The sequence below is a fragment of the Moorena sp. SIO3H5 genome (assembly GCF_010692395.1).
In the GTDB taxonomy this organism is placed as follows: Bacteria; Cyanobacteriota; Cyanobacteriia; order Cyanobacteriales; family Coleofasciculaceae; genus Moorena.
In genome coordinates this window covers 1-18,468 of record NZ_JAAHHS010000063.1, presented here as the reverse complement: position 1 = coordinate 18,468, position 18,468 = coordinate 1, and the positions used below count along the sequence as shown (strand labels likewise).

Genomic DNA, 18,468 nt, shown 5'->3' with positions numbered 1-18,468 from the left:
TCGGGAATCGGGAATCGGGAATCTTCAACCCACCAACTAACCTTCAACCTTCAACCCACCAACCTTCAACCAACTAACCTTCAACCTTCAACCTTCAACCTTCAACCTTCAACCTTCAACCAAATAACCTTCAACCAACTAACCAACTAACCTTCAACCAACTAACCTTCAACCAACTAACCTTCAACCAACTAACCTTCAACCTTCAACCAACCTTAAACCTTCAACATAATGCCCCTACCACTACCTAACCTAGATGACCGTAATTATGCTGACCTCTTGGAAGAGGCTATTGCTCTAATACCGAAAGAGTATCCTGATTGGACTGACCACAATCCTACTGACCCTGGCATCATCCTGATCGAGATGTTGGCTTGGTTGACGGAGATGGTGATTTACCGGACTAATCAGATCCCAGATGAAAACACAAAAATGTTTTTGAAGCTGCTGAATGGGTCTAAGTGGCAGCTGGAAGGGGATTTGGAGACAGCAGTGCAGCAAACTATTGTGGATTTGCGGCAACGCTACCGGGCAGTCAGTAGTGAGGATTTTGAACAACTGGTACTACAAGACTGGCACGAAACACCAACAGCTAAGGCTCTTGGTCTTTTTGGTGTAGTTGCTAGGGCACGATGCCTTTCTCAGCAGAATCTGGCTTTGAGTGAACCAACTGACAAAGAAGAACCTGCCCCAGGACACATTAGCTTGCTGGTGGTTCCTCAAACGTTGGCTGATAACTATAGTTTGCTCTCCTTCGATGGGGAAGATGATTATCTGGAAATCCCTCACTCAGACCAACTTAATTTTGCTAACGATCACGATTTTGCCATTGAAGTTTGGATCAGAGCTGAAAAAGTCCAAGCTAGAACCCAAGAAACCTATAATAGTATCTTAGAAAAAGGTAGTGGTTCTGGCGGTTTTCCTTATGGGATTAGATATGACAACCAATCGGGTAAATTACAGGTAATTAGAAGTGACGGTACTAACTTTGCTACCATTAGTTCTACCAAAGCGATTAATGATGACAAGTTTCATCACGTTGCTTTTGTCAAAGATAGTTCAATACTGTACTTATATATTGATGGAGAATTAGAAGGCTTTATTGAAGATATAAATTCAGATAATACTATAGATAATACTATTAATACTTCATCCCTTTATCTTGGCTGTCAAGGTAACCAAAGCCATTATTTTCAAGGCACAATAACTCAATTGCGGGTTTGGGGGGAAGTCCGCTTGCAGGCAGATATTAAACAGGAGATGAATAACTTTCTTAAAGGTACAGAAAAGAGATTAGTTGGTTATTGGAATTTGGATCGAGACTCTGGTACTATTGCTCATGATCAGACTCCTAAGCGAAATCATGGAACTATCCAAGGAGCCAGTTGGTATCAACCCAATATCACAGCTAACCTGTTGCAAGGCTTATGGTCTTTCTTGGATGAACGGCGCTTGCTGACTGTACGCCATCATGTAGTTATCCCAGACTACCTACCCTTGCGAGTTTGGGCGCGACTCTATCTAGTTGCAGGGGGCAATGCCGAGCAGGTTCAAAACCAGGCAAACCACGAGGCCAAAGCTTTCTTCCACCCAGTTAATTCCCGGTCTTATTGGGATGGTCAGGGTTGGCCTTTTGGTAGGAGTATTTACGTTTCGGAGCTATATCAATTACTCGATCGCATCCCTGGAGTGGACTATGTTGAGGATGTCATGGTTCATACTCATGATCTAACCACTACTGTTTTAACTCAGGCAAGCCCAAGATCCCAGACTCAGATTACGGTTCAAGACACCACCAGTTTTAATCTAGGGGATACTATTCAACTCGACCCGAGCAGTAGTAATCAGGAGTACTATACGATTAGTAGTATTGAGGAAGGACTAAAACAATTGACCTTGTCTTCAGCTTTAAATAAAGCTTATGGACTGGGAACAATGGTTGTCCGTCCCCTTACTTTTGAGATTACTGAAGATAGCTCTAACCCTCTTGAGTTCAAGGTTAATCAAGTAACGGGATTGGCAGCGGGAGATACGGTTGCGATCATTTTTACTAATAGCAATGCCGAAAATATAGAAATTGACACTGTTGATTATTCCAGCAATAAAATTACCCTAAAACAAGCTCTAAGCCAAACTCCAACCACAGGGACAAAGGTGCTTCAGTTAGGAACCTGGCGGCAGGAACGCAGTAAACCGAAAGAAACCTACCAGTTTATCGAAAAAGAGCTGATCAGAGTTAAACTGAGAAACTATGAGTTAGTAGACTTCAACCTACAGTTGAATTTAGTAATCATGGAATACATAGGGGATCAATGGCAATTAAGCAGCTAGTAAGGGAGTAGGGAGTAGGGAACAGGGAACAGGGAACAGGGAACAGGGAACAGGGAATCGGGATTAGCAACAATAACACCAAACTCCCCATCTCCCCATCTCCCCATCTCCCCATATTCCCCTCCTGGGAGGGGTTAGGGGTGGGTTCCCATCTCCCCATCTCCCCATCTCCCCATCTCCCCATCTCCCCACTATTCCCTATTCCCTATTCCCTATTCCCTATTCCCTTGACTTATGTCCAACAACCCAAGTAGCTATCTAAACTATCTACCAGCTAACTTTCAGGAAGACCCTTTTGTTGGTCGGTTCTTGTTAGCATTGGAGCGGGTAATGAGTGGTTTTTTACCCAGGGATACTGAGGATCCCAATCCTGATCAGTTGGCTCTAGAAGAGTACATTGACCGTATCCATACTTACTTCAATCCCTATAATCATCCTGATCTATCAGTAGAGTCAGAGATAGCACCAACTGAGTTTATACCTTGGCTGGCCAGTTGGGTGGCTTTAAGTTTGCGAGAGGATTGGAGTGAGGAAACTAAACGCCGATTTATTAGCAATATTGTTCCTCTCTATCGCCAACGGGGCACTAAGGCGGGAGTGAAGCAAATGCTAGAACTTTACACTCAAGAAGACGTTAAAATCTACGAATTTGAACAACCCCCTCACTACTTCCAGGTGACAATCACCTTGAATGAGCGAGACCCTCAACTGCTCCAACGTCAGGAAGAAATTGCGAAAGCAATTGTCAATCAGGAGAAACCAGCTCACACCTTTTATGCTTTGCGGGTGTTAATACCCAGCATGCAAATTATCAATCAGCCAACTGGTGCTAACACAGGCATTATCCTTGGCGAGACTACACTATTGGGCACTACAACGATATCGTAACTAAGGGTGTGGGGTGTGGGGTGTGGGGTGTGGGGTGATGGGGAGATAGGGTGATGGGGAGATAGGGAGATTAGGAAAGTATAGCGGTTTCTAGTCTAAATCAGGTAAACAATATTTTTTCACTTTTGCCTTTTGCCTCTTGCCTCTTGCCTGTTCCTGATTCCCTCCTGGGAGGGGTTAGGGGGGTTCCTCTTGCCTCTTGCCTCTTGCCTATTCCCTGTTCCCTGTTCCCTCCTAGAGGAATTGGTGGGCATTGCCCATTTAGATCGCGGAACTGATCAAAGAGCTTTCGAGAGCAATGCCCACCCTACGATTCTCTAAAAACCCAAAAATATGTACCTAATAAAGTCGCAAACCACTATAAACAAACAATAACTAGGAAAATTAAAATGGCAGATTATACTCAGTACCCTTACATTGACAAGCGGGTACGCTACTTTGACGGTGAGTTTTTAAAAGACCAGGATTTTATTGATGAACAAAAGTATCATATTGACCGACAGCGCCGCCTAGACCAATTCCTCCGGGTTTCGGGAATTTGTGATGGTTTTACCCTTGATACTGCTACTAATCAGGTGATTGTCAAACCTGGTACGGCTCTTGACACTCAAGGTCGGCAGATTATTCTGAGTACAAACTCTCCACCAATCGATCTTAGTGCGCACAACAATAATGAAGTTTACTTAGTTATTTCCTATCAAGAGGAACAATCGGATCAGACAACTGATGGCAGTTTAGGTAGCAGTGGTGCCAGGCGCTGGCACGAAAACCCCAATATCCAAGTTGCTACTTTGGAAAATTTGCCTGAGGACTCGATTATTCTGGCAAAGCTGGCAATTGATGGAAACGGTACTGTGACTCCTGATCTCAGTGTACGCCAGTATTCTGGAGTGCGTTTGCCTAGTGGTAATTTGGATAGTGGTGCAATCACTGGACCGACCCTGCGTTCTGGTGGTAATAGTGCTAGTAGTTTGGTTGTTATTGAAGGTGATTTGAATGTTACTGGTGATACCACAGTAAATGGAAGTTTAAGCTTCAGCAGCAACGTCTCTGGTGAGCGACCTCTGTTAATGGAAGCTCCCAACAGCAACAATCATCGCGGTGACGGTACTCAAGAGGCAACCGGCTTAGTCTATCGAGTCCAAACCAATCCCAATGCTGGTGAGCCTATCTTCCAAGTCAGAAGCTCAGGGGAAGCAGTTCGTTTATTTGTAGAGCATGATGGATGGACTGGCAGTCAACACAATTCTGCATGGTTTGGAGGTACTGACAGAGCTAACTACTTCGCAGGTAATGTTGGTATTGGCATTAATCCGGCTGAAGAACCATTACACATTCACTCGGCAGCAGGTCAAGGATTGAAAATTGCTGCAGCCGATAAAACTAGCATCATAAAATTGCATGTGGCGAGTGGTGATTATGGCTTCCTATGTTTAGAGGGAAGTAATGGAGATACTGTATTGCGAGGTGGTGATGATCACACTTCCAGCTTCTCTGGTGATCTTAGTGTAGGTGGTACTTTAACTGTTACTGGTGGAACCACTCTCAATAATTTGACCATCGACGACTCTGCAACCCTCAGTTTCCAGAACAACACGCGGCAGATGATTAATTTGTGGAATCAAAGCTATGGCATCGGTATTCAGAGTCATACACAGTATTTTCGCACCGCTACAAACTTTGCCTGGTACAAAGGTGGCTCTCATCACGATAACGAACTGAATGCTGGTAGTAGTGGCACAGTCCAGATGGTGATTAAAGATGGTAATGTTGGCATTGGCACAGCCGATCCAGGTTCATCGAAATTAAAAGTACAAGGGAATTTAACTGTTACTGGCAGCTTGAGTGCTAGCAGCAACGTCTCTGGTGAGCGTACTCTGCTCATGGAACCTCCCAAGGATGGCAATCATCGTGGTGACGGTGGTACTCAAGGGGCAACCGGCTTAGTCTATCGAGTAGAAGAAAATCCCTCTGAGGGTGAGCCGATCTTCCAAGTCAGAAGCTCAGGAGAAGCAGTTCGTTTATTTGTAGAGCATGATGGATGGACTGGCAGTCAACACAATTCTGCATGGTTTGGAGGTACTAGAGATAACTATTTCGCAGGCAAGGTTGGTATTGGCATTAATCCGGCTGAAGAACCATTGCACATTAACTCCGCAGCAGGTCAAGGATTGAGGATTAGTGCAAACGATAAGACCAGCTTGATAAAATTGCATGTGGCCAGTAATGATTATGGCTACCTACATTTAGGGGGAAGTAATGAAGCTACTGTATTGCGAGGTGGTGATGATCACACTTCCAGCTTTTCTGGTGATCTTAGTGTAGGTGGCACTTTAACTGTTACTGGTGATACCACTCTCAATAGTAATCTTAGTGTAGCTGGGGCTTTAACTGTTACAGGTGGAACCACTCTCAATGGTAATTTAACTGTCACTGGCAGCTTTAGTGCTAGCAGCAACGTCTCTGGTGAGCGTACTCTGCTCATGGAAGCTCCCAACGATGGCAATCATCGCGGTGACGATGGTACTCAAGGGGCAACCGGCTTAGTCTATCGAGTAGAAGAAAATCCCAATGCTGGTGAGCCGATCTTCCAAGTCAGAAGCTCAGGGGAAGCAGTTCGTTTATTTGTAGAGCATGATGGATGGACTGGCAGTCAACACAATTCTGCATGGTTTGGAGGTACTAGAGATAACTACTTTGCAGGTAATCTTGGTATCGGCACAACAGATCCAGGTTCATACAAATTAAAAGTAGAAGGTAATACCTTTCTTAATGGAAAAGTACAATTAGGTTCAGGCGGTACTAACTTTCAGCGAGTAATTGCTGGTAGGGTGAATTCAAATGGGACTAAAGCCTCAGGAAGTGGGTTCAGTAGCACACGCACAGGCAAAGGAACATATACAGTTACATTCTCTCCAGCCTTTTCCTCTACTCCTGTTGTCGTTGCAAATTGCAGTGACGAGGCAGATGACAATTTAATAAATATTAAAGTCTCATCTAGTAGTGCAATATTTTATATGACTGACGCTAGCCCCAATAATAATGCCGAGAAGGAGGATGGTAGCTTTAATTTTGTGGCTTTTGGGCTGGGTTAATCATTGTTTATTGATCAAGCCCTAGTGATGTGATTCCGGAAAATATTCTATACTTCATAAGTATAATTGTAGGGTGGGCAAAGCTATCGAAAGATAAAAATTTAACCCCGATAAATTAAATGCCCAATGCCCACCAATGCCCAAGATATTGAAAAAATTTTTTTTACTGATTAAATTAAACCATGAAAGAAAAACTCGAACAACGCTTACAATCCCTGAAATCCGAATATGAAGCTGGTCAAAAAATGCTAGCCGAACTAGAAGCCAAACAAGCCAACCTACGAGAAACTTTACTTCGGATAAGTGGCGCAATTCAAGTACTCGAAGAAACCTTAGGCGAAGGAACTGATACAGGGGAAAACAACACTCAGCCATCGGAAGTAGTAGTTGAATCGTAGAATCGGGAATCGGGAATCGGGAATCGGGAGTCGGGAGTAGATAATCGTAGGGTGGGCATTGCTGATCGCGTAGCGTGGCCTTTTGGCCAATCTTAATCATGATTGAACCCCGATCAATTAAATGGGCAATGCCCACCAATACCCACCTAAAAAAATGCGATCGCGTAGCGTGACCAAAGGTCAATCGCTCTTCTTCTAACCAAACTTAAACTAGAGGTATTTGCGAACGCAATTTCCTGCTGTTGGAAACAGGCAATGTCCACCGGACAAGCACTGGAAAATGCGTACGCGTAGCTTGACATGCATGTCAATCGCACTGTAACCATTAAGCCGTTAGCCAAGGCCAAAAGCCACGCTATGGGAAAGAGGTTTATGTTAAGCTGTTCGGTGTAGCGTGAGCCAAGCCTAACGGCTGACAGCTGACCCCTGAATGATTAGGTTATGGAAACGACAAAATTGTTGAGTCAAGGTCAAGTTATTATTCCTAAGTCTCTACGAGATGCTCATCACTGGGAAGCAGGTCTTGAGTTAATCGCGATTGATACGGGAGATGGGATTCTTTTAAAACCGAAAAACCCTTTTCCAGAAACATTATTAAATGAAGTGGCTGGTTGTTTAAAGTATGACGGCACTCCTAAAAGTCTTGAGGATATGGATGAGGCGATTCGGCAAGGGATAGAGGAGTTATGGCATGATCGCTGTTGATACGAATATGGTTGTTCGGCTATTGACTCAGGATGATCAGTTACAGTTCAACAAGAGTGTAGAGATTTTCAGGAATCAAGAGGTTTTTATTGCAGATACGGTAATTCTAGAAACGGAATGGGTTTTGCGTTTTGCTTATAAGTTCAAACCCGCCGCTATCTGTCAAGGGTTGAGAAATCTTTTTGGTTTACCCAATGTTCATCTTGCCAACCCTAGCTTGATGGCTCAAGTTATCCAATGGCATGAAAATGGTTTAGATTTTGCTGATGCCTTTCATTTAGCCCTGAGTCAGCATTGTTCAGAGTTTTACACGTTTGATCAGAAATTTGCTAAAAAAGCTCAAGGGTTAACCCAATCTCGGGTGAATAAGCTCTAAAGAATTTAGAATTTAGAATGAATAATTTAGAATCGTAGGGTGGGCATTGCTGATTGAGATCATTTGAACAGCGATCAATCACATGGGCAATGCCCACCAATCTAGACAATCGTAGGGTGGGCATTGCTGATCGCGTAGCGTGGCCTTTTGGCCAATCTTAATCATGATTGAAGGCCGAGCAATGACATGGTCAATGCCCACCAATACCCAAAAATCTTTGGGTGGGCATTGCTCAGGTGAATTCGGATAGGATTGGGGGTTAGAAACCAGCAATGGGTACCCTGGTTGGTGGGCATTGCTTAGGGAAATTTGGGCAGAGTTGAGAATTGCAAACCGGCAATGCCCACCCTACAAAAGCTTCAACCAAATAACCTTTAACCTTGGCCTTGACCTTGGCCAAAGGCCTTTGGCCACGCTACGCGAATGGCCACGCTACGCGAACAACCAAATAACCTTTAACCTTTAACCAAATAACCTTTAACCAAATAGTACCCTCGTTGGTGGGCATTGCTCTGGTAAATCCCGGCAGGTTTGAGAGTTGGTTTCAAGCAATGCCCACCCTACAAAAGCTACAAAAGCGATCGCGTAGCGTGACCAAATGTCAATCGCTTAGCGGCTCCATTCGCGTAGCGTGGCCCAAAGGCCAAGGAGCATCGCACTAGAAAAATCTCCTGAGCCAGAGCGTCGAGCTAAGAAAGATGGTGAAGGTAAAACAGTTCTTGAGTTTTCTGTGATGACGAAGGGAGTTAAACTAGGAAAATTTTTGGCATTGAATCGAGCTGCACCAGTTCACACTCAGGCTTTTGCTCACCTAGAGAGTATTGCAGGGAAGTATGGGAGGTGTGCTAACTTGGGACAGTTTGGGAAGTTTGGGAATTCGACTAATTTCTAGTTATGAGAAATCCTAAAAAGCAGTTAAATATTTTATCATTGACTCACTATATGGTTGGGGGATTTTTTGGATTTTACTCCCTGTTTATACTAATGTTATATATTCCTTTTGGTCTGTTCATGATTGGTGCAACTGACTCAATTCCTTCAGACTTATCAGGAGAGTTATCAGAGTGGTTTAAGTTATCACGAAATGTCTCATCGGACTTGCCTGGCTATTTGCTAGTCATTTCTGGTGGCATACTTTTCCTCCTTGGAGAAATATTTGCTTTTGCTATCATTCTCTCTGGATATATGCTCAGAAAAAGCAAGAATTATTGGTTTTCATTTATGATAGCTTGCCTACTCTGCTGGTTCAGACCATTTGGCACACTTGTTGGAGTTTTAACGATTGTTGTTCTATCTCGGCAATCTGTAAAAAAATTATATCCTTTTAAATATTAAAGATAAATTGTTAATGGTTTAATTATTATCTATCGCAAAGGGAACAGGGAGCAGGGAGCAGGGAGTAGGGAGTAGGGAACAAAAATTATTACAATTCATTTAGGTACCCTATTGATTGAATTGAATGCGATCGCCTTTGGCGCAGCAAAGCTGATCGCTAGCCAACGCCCTTCGGGCTAATCGCATAAGCGCGGAAGCTGAGGCCTTTGGCCACGCGGGGCGCGTTCGCTTCCGGAGCGTAGCGTGGCCCAAAGGCCAAGGCCATCGCACTCAGCTGTTAACCCTTACACTAATTGCAACTATAGCGGTTATCATAGTTTAAGCATGGGCTGATAGCTGAACGCCCACGCGTGCGCGTAGCGCATAAGCTGATAGCTTTCTTCATAGTAATCAGATAAACAAAATTGTTTCCCTATTCCCTGTTCCCTGTTCCCTGTTCCCTGTTCCCTGTTCCCTGCTCCCTACTCCCTACTCCCTACTCCCTACTCCCTATTCCCTATTCCCGACCATGAGGTTTAAGCAGGCTAGCCAAATCAGGGCCACTGGGAATAATTCCACCTGGATTGAGGGGGAACAGATTTCCGTAATAATCCCGCTTGACATCCTCTAAGCTGCAGGTATCAGCAACTCCGGGAAGCTGATACAAGTCACGCAGATAGGGACCTAAGTTATCGTAGTCCTGAATTCTGAAACGGTTGCACTTGAACAATCCATAATAGACCACATCAAAACGGAACAGAGTGGTAAATAGACGCACATCCGCCAGAGTTACCCTATCCCCACACAGGTATCTACTGGTCTCCAGGGCTCGATCAATTTTATCCAAGGTTGTGAATAGCTGATCGCAAGCTTTCTCATAAGCCTCTTGGGTCTGGGCAAAACCACAGCGATAGACTCCATTATTCACCGTGTGGTAGATTGTCTCATTCCACCCATCAATAGTTTCCTTCAGTTCCTCTGGATAAAGGTCTAGGGTAGGATTAGTAGCAAACTCATTGAACTGTGAGTTCAGGATTACGATAATTTCTGCACTCTCATTGTTAACAATGGTTTTGCTCTGTTTATCCCACAGCACTGGAACTGTGCAACGACCGTTGTAGCCTGTTTGTGCCAGCTCGTAAAGCTCAGGAAGCGTGTCGCACCCTTCTTGCTGATCATTAAATACCCAAATCCCCTGATTTGAAGAAGGAGAGGCAATGAATACCGGTATTGCCTCTTGGAGTCCCTTCAGTGCCCTGACCACCAGAGTGCGGTGCGCCCAAGGGCAACCGAGTCCTACATAAAGACAGTAGCGTCCTGCTTCGGGTTGGTAAGAATTCTCTGCTTCTGTCCCAATAAAATTCCTAAACTGGCTGGCAGGGCGAATGTACTCTCCAGAATTATTCCGTGGAGCCAGCTTCGACATCATCATTTGCCAGAGAGTTGTCCAGACAAACTTTCCCAACCTGATGATCAGTGTTGGCGGGAGTGACTTGCCTTTCTTCTTAGTTTCAGCAGCTCCGGTCATGATGGTCATTTAGTAAGACATATAGCGCTACGGGCAAGGCAAAAGGCAACAGGCATGCATGCTAAAGTTTTCTATAACAGCTTTTGCTGTTTGCATCAATGTCAAACACCTTAATGCGTAGTGCTATATATACGATACCAACAAATTCTGAACAGTGGCCTGATTACCCTAGTAGTGCTAAAAAAGAACCGTGACTTACGGTGTTCAAGCCACGGTTCTTTTTGAGTCAAATCTTCTGGTTTTCCCAACCAAACTAACTTCTGTTAGCTTTCGTCTGCCTTAGAATTATCTTCTGGATCATCGATTTTTGGTACCCAATTAGGACTTTCTGACCCTTCCCAACCAGCAGGACGTTTAGAGTTGTACCAGGCAATCGAGCCAATCACAACTGCTGCCACAAAACCCACAACATACACTAGGGTAAACCACAAGGGAAAACTGCCTGCTTCCATCAATACATACATAGCCAGTTTAGATTTTCTCGTATTTCCGTTATCGTACCATCCAGCATGATGGCTTTGATAGGGTAAGCTATCAGCATTCAGCTATCAGCTATCAGTATTCAGCTATCAGTATTCAGCTTATAGGCTACCTCCCAGCGTCGTTCGCACAGCGTGGCCAAAGGCCAAAGCCTGTGCCACAAAGCTGTTCGCGCAGCGTGGGCCAAAAGCCCACGGCTGACCGCTGACCGCTGACCGCTGACGGCTAACAGCAACTACTTTCTAGCTGCTGGGGGAGCTAAGGGACCTCCTGCTGGCCTGCGTTGAGGCTTAGGACGAGCCGCCGGTTTGGGAGCAACTCTCGGTGCTGGTGCCCGCCTTGCCCGTGCTGGTGCTGGTGCTGGTCTGCGCCTTGCTGGTGCTGACCGCCGTTTCGGGGCAGTGTTTCTAGGAGTATAGCGTCTGGTGGTACTTTTACGGGGATAAGACCGTTTAGTTGTTGTAGCTTTGCGACGGTAATACCGTTTGGGTTGAGAGCTTTTCCTAGATACCCTGACCCGACTACTACGCCGCCGTGTAGAACTAGCTCTTCTGGTTGAACTACCTCGTCTTGAACTAGTTCTTCTCCTTGACCGAGTTGTGGAAGCTGTAACGGTAGTGGGAACAAATTTTTTGTAAACAACTCGTTTAGGTTTAATCGGCTGAGCTTCAATGGTAGCTTCCCGACCTGATAACTTCCTGGGGCGCTCAGTAAAGGACTCACGGTCTAAGTCTTCGATTACCTCCAACATGAACCGACGCCAGGTGGCAGCAGCAGTTGCACTAGATCCCTTGGTAGGCTTGTTATCATCATTACCTAACCAAACCCCAGCTACTAATTGGGGAATATAGCCCACAAACCAGAGGTCACGAGCATCATCAGTAGTACCGGTTTTTCCAACTGCTGGTCGTCCAATTTGAGCCGCTGTCCCAGTACCCCCGGTAACTACACCCCTGAGCATCCAGGTCACAATGGCTGCTGTTTCTGCATCAATAGCTCGCTCACCCTCGACTTTGTGGTCATAAATCACCTTACCGTGCTGGTCAATAATGCGGCGAATTCCATGAGCATCGTGGTGAATACCTTGGGCGGCTAAGGTGCCATAGGAATTGGTGAGTTCTAACAGGTTTACCTCAGATGCTCCTAAGGCTAGGGAGTAGGTGGAATGGAGTTTGGATTTAATCCCCATTTTCTGAGCCAGTTTGATGATTGGGTCCCAGCCCACATCCACTAGGGTTTTGACTGCTACTACATTTATCGAAGAAATCAGGGCATCCCGCACTGAGATCGAACCCCGGAATCTCTCACTGTAGTTTTTAGGTTCGTAACCATCTACTATATATCCCGCATCCATGTAGCCTTTATAGGGAGACATCCCTGTTGCTACTGCTGCGGCATACACGAATGTCTTGAATGTAGAACCAGGCTGACGCTGAGCTTGGGTGACCCGATTGAGGTAATTATTGCTATCTAAGTCATTAAAATCCTTACCCCCAACCATGGCTTTGATCTGACCATTGCGGGGATCGACGGCAACTAGTGCAGCTTGTCCAAACCGCTGGTAACGACCATAGGTTTTCATGGTCTTTTGGACAGCGATTTCAGCAGCATCTTGCCACTCTAAATTAATTGTAGTTTCAATGGTCAGCCCTTTCTTAGCCAGTACTTCTTTGGAAACGTATTTGGGCAATTCTTGTTGAATATATTCCGTGAAATAGAATGCTTTACGCTCCAGTCGCTTCGGTTGGCTTGCCTTAATAGTTAGGGGCTCGGCCATGGCTTTGTTGGCTTCAGCCTGGGAGATGTAGCCATTTTCCAACATCCGCTGCAATACTACATCACGACGCTCTTTGGCTGCTTTTTGCCTAGAGCTATCGATTTTGCCCTCAAACAATGGCGAGTAAACACTAGGAGCTGGGGGTAATCCCGCCAGTGTTGCCATTTCTCCCAAGGTCAGGTCTTTTACCGGTTTACTAAAATAGACCCAAGCGGCATCAGCAACCCCGTAAGCACCGGAACCCAAATAGACTAAGTTTAGATAGCGCTCCAGGATTTGATCTTTGCTCAAATCCTGCTCAATTTTCTGCGCCATGCGCATTTCTTTGAGTTTCCGTACGATGCTGCGTTCGTGATCAAAGAAAACAATTCTAGCGAGTTGCTGAGTAATCGTGCTACCACCTTCTACTACTCCCCCAGCTTTGAGGTTAGCCACAGTAGCACGAAGAATACCCTGGGAATCTACCCCTTTATGCTCTTTAAAGCGTTGGTCTTCAATGGCAATGAACGCTTCCATCAGGGTTTCGGGTATTTCCCAAATCTTGAGGGTCTCATGGCTAGCTGGCCCAATTTGCTGGATAATAGTGCTGTCGGCAGCTTTAATCGTGATCGTGCCATCTCGAACATAGGTCAAGACATCCTTAGTAGAATCTGGCAGAGAGCTTTCTAGCTTTTGCCAACCCCAACCCAATGCGATCGCACTGCCACCCACCCCTAGTCCGAGCCAAAACCAGGAGCGACGATAGATTGCTTTTGGTCCAATTAGCGGTTTGATAACCGTACTAGATACACGCTTAATTCCGTTGAGAGTTTGGGCAACTACCCTCGGTCGCTTCCGCCGTCTTGGCTTTGGTGAGGGGTGCTTGCCATCATTAGACTCAACACTTTGATTCAAATCCGATTTTTTCGCCAGTTTCTTTGAGAGATTCTCAGAGTTGTGGCTATGCCGATCTTGGGGCTTCGGGGAAAATATTGACACATCAACTCCTTAGCAATACAAAAGCAGCCATAACATGTTGTCGTATAACTTGTTGTCTATTTTAGGGCTTAAAATTTTAAATTTAGTGAATCTGTAACTTTTTTCCTTCTGCTTGCCTAAAATCCGGATTTATACGTAGTAGTCATGATGTCATTGGTCATTCATTATTGGTTATTTTTCACTACTAGTTAAGCCCTTGGTGAGCGACTAATCATGACCAAAGCATAATGGAAATATTAAAATAAACGTTATTTTTTGCTATTTTTCAATCCAATACGTCCTCTTTAAACCCTGTGGTATTTTCCTCCGAACGTCTTTTGTTTACACCAGCCACTGCTGACGACCATGCCATTCCTACTATCTTTGCCTTTCCTAATCAATACAACGTCGGTATTACTAGTCTCGGCTACCAGATAGTGTGGGCATCTTTAGCCTTGCGCCCTGACCTAAGGGTCAGCCGCTTGTTCACCGATTACCATGAGCCATTACCGAGACATCCAGAATTACTAGGATATTCTATATCATGGGAATTAGATTATGTCAATATCTTAGGGGGATTGGAATTTTTGGAGATACCCCTATACTCAGCACAACGAGACTCTAGCCATCCCCTAGTGTTTGGTGGGGGTCCCGTGTTAACGGCTAATCCAGAACCCTTTGCTGACTTCTTTGATGTGATTTTGCTCGGAGATGGGGAAATCCTGCTAGATAATTTTATTGATGCTTATCAAGAGGTTCGCACTGCTGAACGTAATACTCAACTCCAGCATCTGGCCCAAGTACCTGGAGTTTATATACCCAGTCTATATCAGGTAACCTACCATGACCTAACCAGTGCGATCGCATCCATTAAACCAGTCTGTGATCAGATTCCTGCCACCGTATCTAAACAGACCTATCGGGGCAATACCCTATCTGCTTCCACAGTGGTTACCGAAAAAGCCGCTTGGGAAAACATCTACATGGTAGAAGTGGTGCGAAGTTGTCCAGAAATGTGTCGTTTCTGTCTCGCCAGTTACCTGACTTTACCATTTCGTACTCCTAGCGCGATCGATTCCTTGATTCCAGCTATAGAAAGGGGATTAAAGGTAACAGACCGGATTGGCTTACTGGGAGCATCCGTCACCCAGCATCCCGAGTTTGATGTGTTGTTAGATTACCTAAATCAGCCACAATACGACCATGTGCGCTTGAGTATTGCCTCAGTGCGAACCAATACAGTTACTGAAAAACTAGCCCAAACCCTAACTAAACGTAACACCCGTTCCATTACGATTGCAGTAGAAAGTGGCTCACAACGGTTGCGGGAGATTATTAATAAGAAGCTCACCAATGACCAAATTATCCAAGCAGCAGTGAATACTAAAGCAGGGGGATTAAAACGTCTGAAACTCTATGGGATGGTTGGAGTGCCGGGAGAGGAAATAGCAGATGTTGAAGAAACTGTAGCGATGATGGAACAGATTAAGAAAGCAGCGCCCGGTCTAGGCTTAACCCTAGGTTGCTCTACCTTTGTTCCCAAAGCTCATACACCCTTTCAGTGGTTTGGTGTCAATCCCGAAGCCCAGAAGCGCCTCAAGTTGTTGCAGAAAAAATTGCGGACGCAAGCCATAGACTTTCGACCAGAAAGCTACAACTGGTCAGTAATTCAAGCACTGATTTCCCGAGGGGATCGTCGTTTATCCCAACTATTAGAACTAACCAGGCATTATGGGGATTCCCTAGGCAGTTTCCGCCGTGCCTTTAAACAATTGCGAGGACAGATACCTGAACTAGACTTCTACGTCTATACCGACTGGTCAACAGAGCAAGTCTTGCCTTGGAGTCATCTGCTTGGGCCACTTCCCCAAGCCACCTTGCTTAAGCACTTAGGTGCTGCTAAAGCCCTGGGCGCAGGGAATGGGGAATAGGGCGTGTGGTAGGTGTGGAGCGTCAGTTTATTATTAAGGATTCAGCTAATGCGCTACGCGCACGCGTGCGCGTTCAGCCAAAGGCCTGTGGCCACACTACTTGAGCTCCGAACAACTTTTGAATAAAATAAGCTGACGGCTGACAGCTGTTCGCGTAGCGTGGCCACAGGCCTTCGGCTGAATGCTTAGATTTATTACTATTACTAGTTACAACCTATGCTTGAGCTCTTAACTGAAATACAGAATACATGGCAGGATATAGTCCTACCTGTAGATAAAAGAAAAGATTGTTGGACAGTTAGTCAACAATTCCGTGATCATGTCAAACAGTTTTTTCCGAAAAAAAAATCTACTTTATTAGAGGTAGGATGTTACAAGGGCATGACCGCAAAGCACCTAGCGGATCACTTCACTCAATATCTGGGTTTAGATGTTAACGATAGGTATCTGAGAGTAGCAAGACTAAACAATATTTTTAATTCCCATGTAAAATTCCAAAAATTTGATGTGTATACTTCTGATTGGAATCAGTTAACCTTTCCTGCTGATGTGGTTTTAATAGATGCACGTCACAAATATGAGTATATCAAACAAGATATTGATAACTGTTTAAAGCGATTTAATCATGCATTGATAATTTTTGATGATTACGGAGCATGGGAAAGCGTCTATAGGGCAGTTAATGAAGCGATCGATGACGGTAAGTTAGAAGTAGTTAAAGAAATTGGAGTTGAGAAAGGCCAGCAACTGTGGCCAGATCAGAATAATCCATACTCTTACACACATTTTGGCTCAGAAGGATTAATTTGCCGTAGTAGTAGAGCCGTTTTCAATTAGGTTAGGTTTTGAGGGAGCAGGGAGTAGGGAGCAGGGAGCAGTGAATTCAAACCGAAAATCCGACTCTAGGGTTGAGTAATAGTTGTTCTCTACTTCATTTGTTCCGGTAGCGGCTTAGAGCATTGGATTCCGTCAAGTCAAAAAGACACCGCTTAACTAGTTAAAATAACTTAACGTTAATTATTCTTAACAGAAAAAGTACCCTCAAGGGTACCGTCAAGTTGGGGTTATATCTGATATTTTATAAATGTGTTGATGAAACGTAATTGCAGCAAGAGGTAAAACCCATGCCTTACAAATACTATAACCCCTGTGTGTTCCAAGTTCCGATCAAATTAGAAGTACCCATTGTTCTCGATATCGCTGTCGCTGCTAAGCGTAAGTGTTTTGATAAATATGAGGACATGGAGCTCATTGAGGCCGAAGGTAACGGAGCTACTGAGTCACCCGAACCGGTTGGCACTTAGTCCCTTTAGCGGGACTGTGACAAAATTTTAGAATCAAATGACCTTAAACCTAGAAAGTAAGGGTGATTAACATTGAATTGTAGCTGCTCGTACCGCTTCAGATGTGATTACCGATTTCAGTGATGGCGTGGATCTGATTGGGTTATCCATTAGAAATGCTATATAATTTGTAGGGTGCGTTATTAACAGACCCTAAAGGTAGACTTGCTGCGTAAGTTCTGTATTTATTAACAAAGCGACAAACTTATGTACTCCTCACCCCCAGTACCTCTCCCAAAGTTGGGATAGGGCAGGAGGTTTTAAAGATATGTCTTAGAGGAAGACTAGCATGAAATTTTCCAAATCAACTTTCGACCCAACTAATCCTTTCGATCCAGGAGTACCCGGATTTGTTGGTTCCGATGGACCAGGTAAAGTTACAGAAAAAAACTTTGTCAATCCAATTTTTGTGGGCTTTGCTACAGGGGTAGAGGATTATTCGCCTGCTCCAGGAGTGATTGCCGATTTTTCAGATCCAAATAAAGCTTTAGGAGAAGTTACTGCTAAATTTGATGACGTAGTTTCTTTAGGCGAACTTTCCCAGGAGCAAATTGATGCTGGAGTCGCACCAGGTGAGATAACACTAACCTTCGATGTGACAATTGGTAATGGAAAGGGAGCTGACTTTGTTGTATTTGAAAACGGCTTCGATTTTGGTGGAGGAACTTTTGCTGAATTAGCTTATGTCGAAGTTTCTACTGACGGAAGTAATTTTGCTCGCTTTCCTAGTATTTCCCTAACGTCCGAACCAGTAGATTCGTTTGGAGTTGTAGACTCAACAGAAATTTTTAATCTAGCAGGCAAGCATGTCAATAATGCTTTTGTAGACAATACTACAGGCGAAGTGAGTGGTGATTCGTTTGGGACTCCTTTCGATCTAGAAGATTTAAGTAAAGATTCTTTAGTAAAGAGTGGTTTGTTGGATCTTAACGAGATTAACTTCGTCCGGCTGGTAGATATTCCAGGCAGTGGTGCTTTTCTCGATGCAACGGAGAATCCTATTTTTGACCCTTTTCCACAATCACCAGGAGGAGGAGGTTTCGATTTAGATGCAATTGGAGTTATTAATGAAGCTGATGATGATCAAACCTTAATTGGCGGCAATGGTTCAGACAATTTAGTTGGTGGTACTGGAGACGACTTGCTCAAAGGTGCTAATGGTCGAGATACTCTTTCTGGTTTTGGAGGAAATGACACCTTAATTGGGGGAAATGGTCAAGATGGTTTAATCGGTGGTGCTGGAGACGACTTGCTCAAAGGTGGTAATGGTCAAGACAGTTTAATCGGTGGTGCTGGAGACGACTCCCTTAAAGGTGGTAATGGTCGAGACAGATTAATTGGTGGA

19 protein-coding genes are annotated in these 18,468 nt (G+C 44.6%); 13 read left to right on the top strand and 6 right to left on the bottom strand.

The window, feature by feature from the left end; translation table 11 throughout:
* Positions 1-231: 231 nt before the first annotated feature.
* A complete protein-coding gene (locus F6K52_RS09925) occupies positions 232-2,331 on the top strand; it encodes a LamG-like jellyroll fold domain-containing protein (protein WP_293076896.1) in 2,100 nt (699 codons plus the stop codon).
* Here F6K52_RS09925 and F6K52_RS09920 read toward each other — a convergent pair.
* A complete protein-coding gene (locus tag F6K52_RS09920; protein ID WP_293076894.1) occupies positions 2,291-2,515 on the bottom strand; it encodes a hypothetical protein in 225 nt (74 codons plus the stop codon). The genes F6K52_RS09925 and F6K52_RS09920 overlap by 41 nt on opposite strands.
* A gap of 50 nt (positions 2,516-2,565) precedes the next feature.
* On the opposite strand from F6K52_RS09920, the gene F6K52_RS09915 reads away from it, so the two are divergent.
* From F6K52_RS09915 to F6K52_RS09900, 4 genes are all read left to right on the top strand, one after another.
* A complete protein-coding gene (locus F6K52_RS09915; RefSeq protein ID WP_293076892.1) occupies positions 2,566-3,219 on the top strand; it encodes a phage tail protein I in 654 nt (217 codons plus the stop codon).
* Positions 3,220-3,351: 132 nt separating this feature from the next.
* Positions 3,352-3,540, top strand: coding sequence for a hypothetical protein (locus F6K52_RS09910; protein ID WP_293076890.1), 189 nt, complete (start codon positions 3,352-3,354; stop codon positions 3,538-3,540).
* A 68-nt stretch (positions 3,541-3,608) separates the two neighbouring features.
* Positions 3,609-6,314, top strand: coding sequence for a hypothetical protein (locus tag F6K52_RS09905; protein ID WP_293076888.1), 2,706 nt, complete (start codon positions 3,609-3,611; stop codon positions 6,312-6,314).
* Positions 6,315-6,496: 182 nt separating this feature from the next.
* On the top strand, positions 6,497-6,712 hold the full coding sequence (locus tag F6K52_RS09900) for a hypothetical protein (RefSeq protein WP_293076886.1): 216 nt from the start codon (positions 6,497-6,499) through the stop codon (positions 6,710-6,712).
* Positions 6,713-6,858: 146 nt separating this feature from the next.
* On the opposite strand, the gene F6K52_RS09895 is transcribed toward F6K52_RS09900, so the two are convergent.
* Positions 6,859-7,014, bottom strand: coding sequence for a hypothetical protein (locus F6K52_RS09895; RefSeq protein WP_293076885.1), 156 nt, complete (start codon positions 7,012-7,014; stop codon positions 6,859-6,861).
* 139 nt (positions 7,015-7,153) lie between these two features.
* Here F6K52_RS09895 and F6K52_RS09890 point away from each other — a divergent pair, with 139 nt between their 5' ends.
* Together F6K52_RS09890 and F6K52_RS09885 are read left to right on the top strand one after the other, a co-directional pair.
* Complete coding sequence (locus F6K52_RS09890; protein WP_071105801.1) at positions 7,154-7,417, top strand: AbrB/MazE/SpoVT family DNA-binding domain-containing protein; 264 nt, start codon at positions 7,154-7,156, stop codon at positions 7,415-7,417.
* Positions 7,404-7,793 (top strand): type II toxin-antitoxin system VapC family toxin, encoded by a 390-nt coding sequence (locus F6K52_RS09885; protein WP_293076882.1) that lies wholly within the window; start codon positions 7,404-7,406, stop codon positions 7,791-7,793. Before F6K52_RS09890 ends, F6K52_RS09885 begins: the two co-directional genes overlap by 14 nt.
* A gap of 78 nt (positions 7,794-7,871) precedes the next feature.
* On the opposite strand, the gene F6K52_RS09880 is transcribed toward F6K52_RS09885, so the two are convergent.
* Positions 7,872-8,066, bottom strand: a complete 195-nt coding sequence (locus F6K52_RS09880; RefSeq protein ID WP_293076879.1) for a hypothetical protein — start codon at positions 8,064-8,066, stop codon at positions 7,872-7,874.
* 358 nt (positions 8,067-8,424) lie between these two features.
* Between F6K52_RS09880 and F6K52_RS09875 the strand changes: the two genes are divergently transcribed.
* Together F6K52_RS09875 and F6K52_RS09870 are read left to right on the top strand one after the other, a co-directional pair.
* The gene (locus F6K52_RS09875; protein WP_293076877.1) at positions 8,425-8,685 is read left to right on the top strand and encodes a hypothetical protein; all 261 of its coding nucleotides are present in this window, start codon (positions 8,425-8,427) and stop codon (positions 8,683-8,685) included.
* A gap of 2 nt (positions 8,686-8,687) precedes the next feature.
* Complete coding sequence (locus F6K52_RS09870) at positions 8,688-9,128, top strand: hypothetical protein (RefSeq protein ID WP_293076875.1); 441 nt, start codon at positions 8,688-8,690, stop codon at positions 9,126-9,128.
* 496 nt (positions 9,129-9,624) lie between these two features.
* Here the strand turns inward: F6K52_RS09870 and F6K52_RS09865 are convergent, their stop codons facing one another.
* The 3 genes from F6K52_RS09865 to F6K52_RS09855 all read right to left on the bottom strand — a co-directional run bounded on the left by F6K52_RS09865 (position 9,625) and on the right by F6K52_RS09855 (position 13,870).
* The gene (locus tag F6K52_RS09865) at positions 9,625-10,635 is read right to left on the bottom strand and encodes a glutathione S-transferase family protein (protein ID WP_293076919.1); all 1,011 of its coding nucleotides are present in this window, start codon (positions 10,633-10,635) and stop codon (positions 9,625-9,627) included.
* A gap of 263 nt (positions 10,636-10,898) precedes the next feature.
* Entirely contained in the window at positions 10,899-11,099 is a 201-nt protein-coding gene (locus F6K52_RS09860) for a hypothetical protein (protein WP_293076873.1), read from the bottom strand.
* Positions 11,100-11,350: 251 nt separating this feature from the next.
* The gene (locus F6K52_RS09855) at positions 11,351-13,870 is read right to left on the bottom strand and encodes a penicillin-binding protein 1A (protein WP_364416902.1); all 2,520 of its coding nucleotides are present in this window, start codon (positions 13,868-13,870) and stop codon (positions 11,351-11,353) included.
* Between the two features lie 293 nt (positions 13,871-14,163).
* Between F6K52_RS09855 and F6K52_RS09850 the strand changes: the two genes are divergently transcribed.
* From F6K52_RS09850 to F6K52_RS09835, 4 genes are all read left to right on the top strand, one after another.
* Positions 14,164-15,780, top strand: a complete 1,617-nt coding sequence (locus F6K52_RS09850) for a radical SAM protein (protein ID WP_293076871.1) — start codon at positions 14,164-14,166, stop codon at positions 15,778-15,780.
* 216 nt (positions 15,781-15,996) lie between these two features.
* The gene (locus F6K52_RS09845; protein WP_293076869.1) at positions 15,997-16,617 is read left to right on the top strand and encodes a class I SAM-dependent methyltransferase; all 621 of its coding nucleotides are present in this window, start codon (positions 15,997-15,999) and stop codon (positions 16,615-16,617) included.
* A gap of 287 nt (positions 16,618-16,904) precedes the next feature.
* Positions 16,905-17,084, top strand: a complete 180-nt coding sequence (locus tag F6K52_RS09840; RefSeq protein WP_293076867.1) for a hypothetical protein — start codon at positions 16,905-16,907, stop codon at positions 17,082-17,084.
* Positions 17,085-17,412: 328 nt separating this feature from the next.
* On the top strand, positions 17,413-18,468 hold a 1,056-nt coding region (locus F6K52_RS09835), incomplete at its 3' end, for a calcium-binding protein (RefSeq protein ID WP_293076865.1).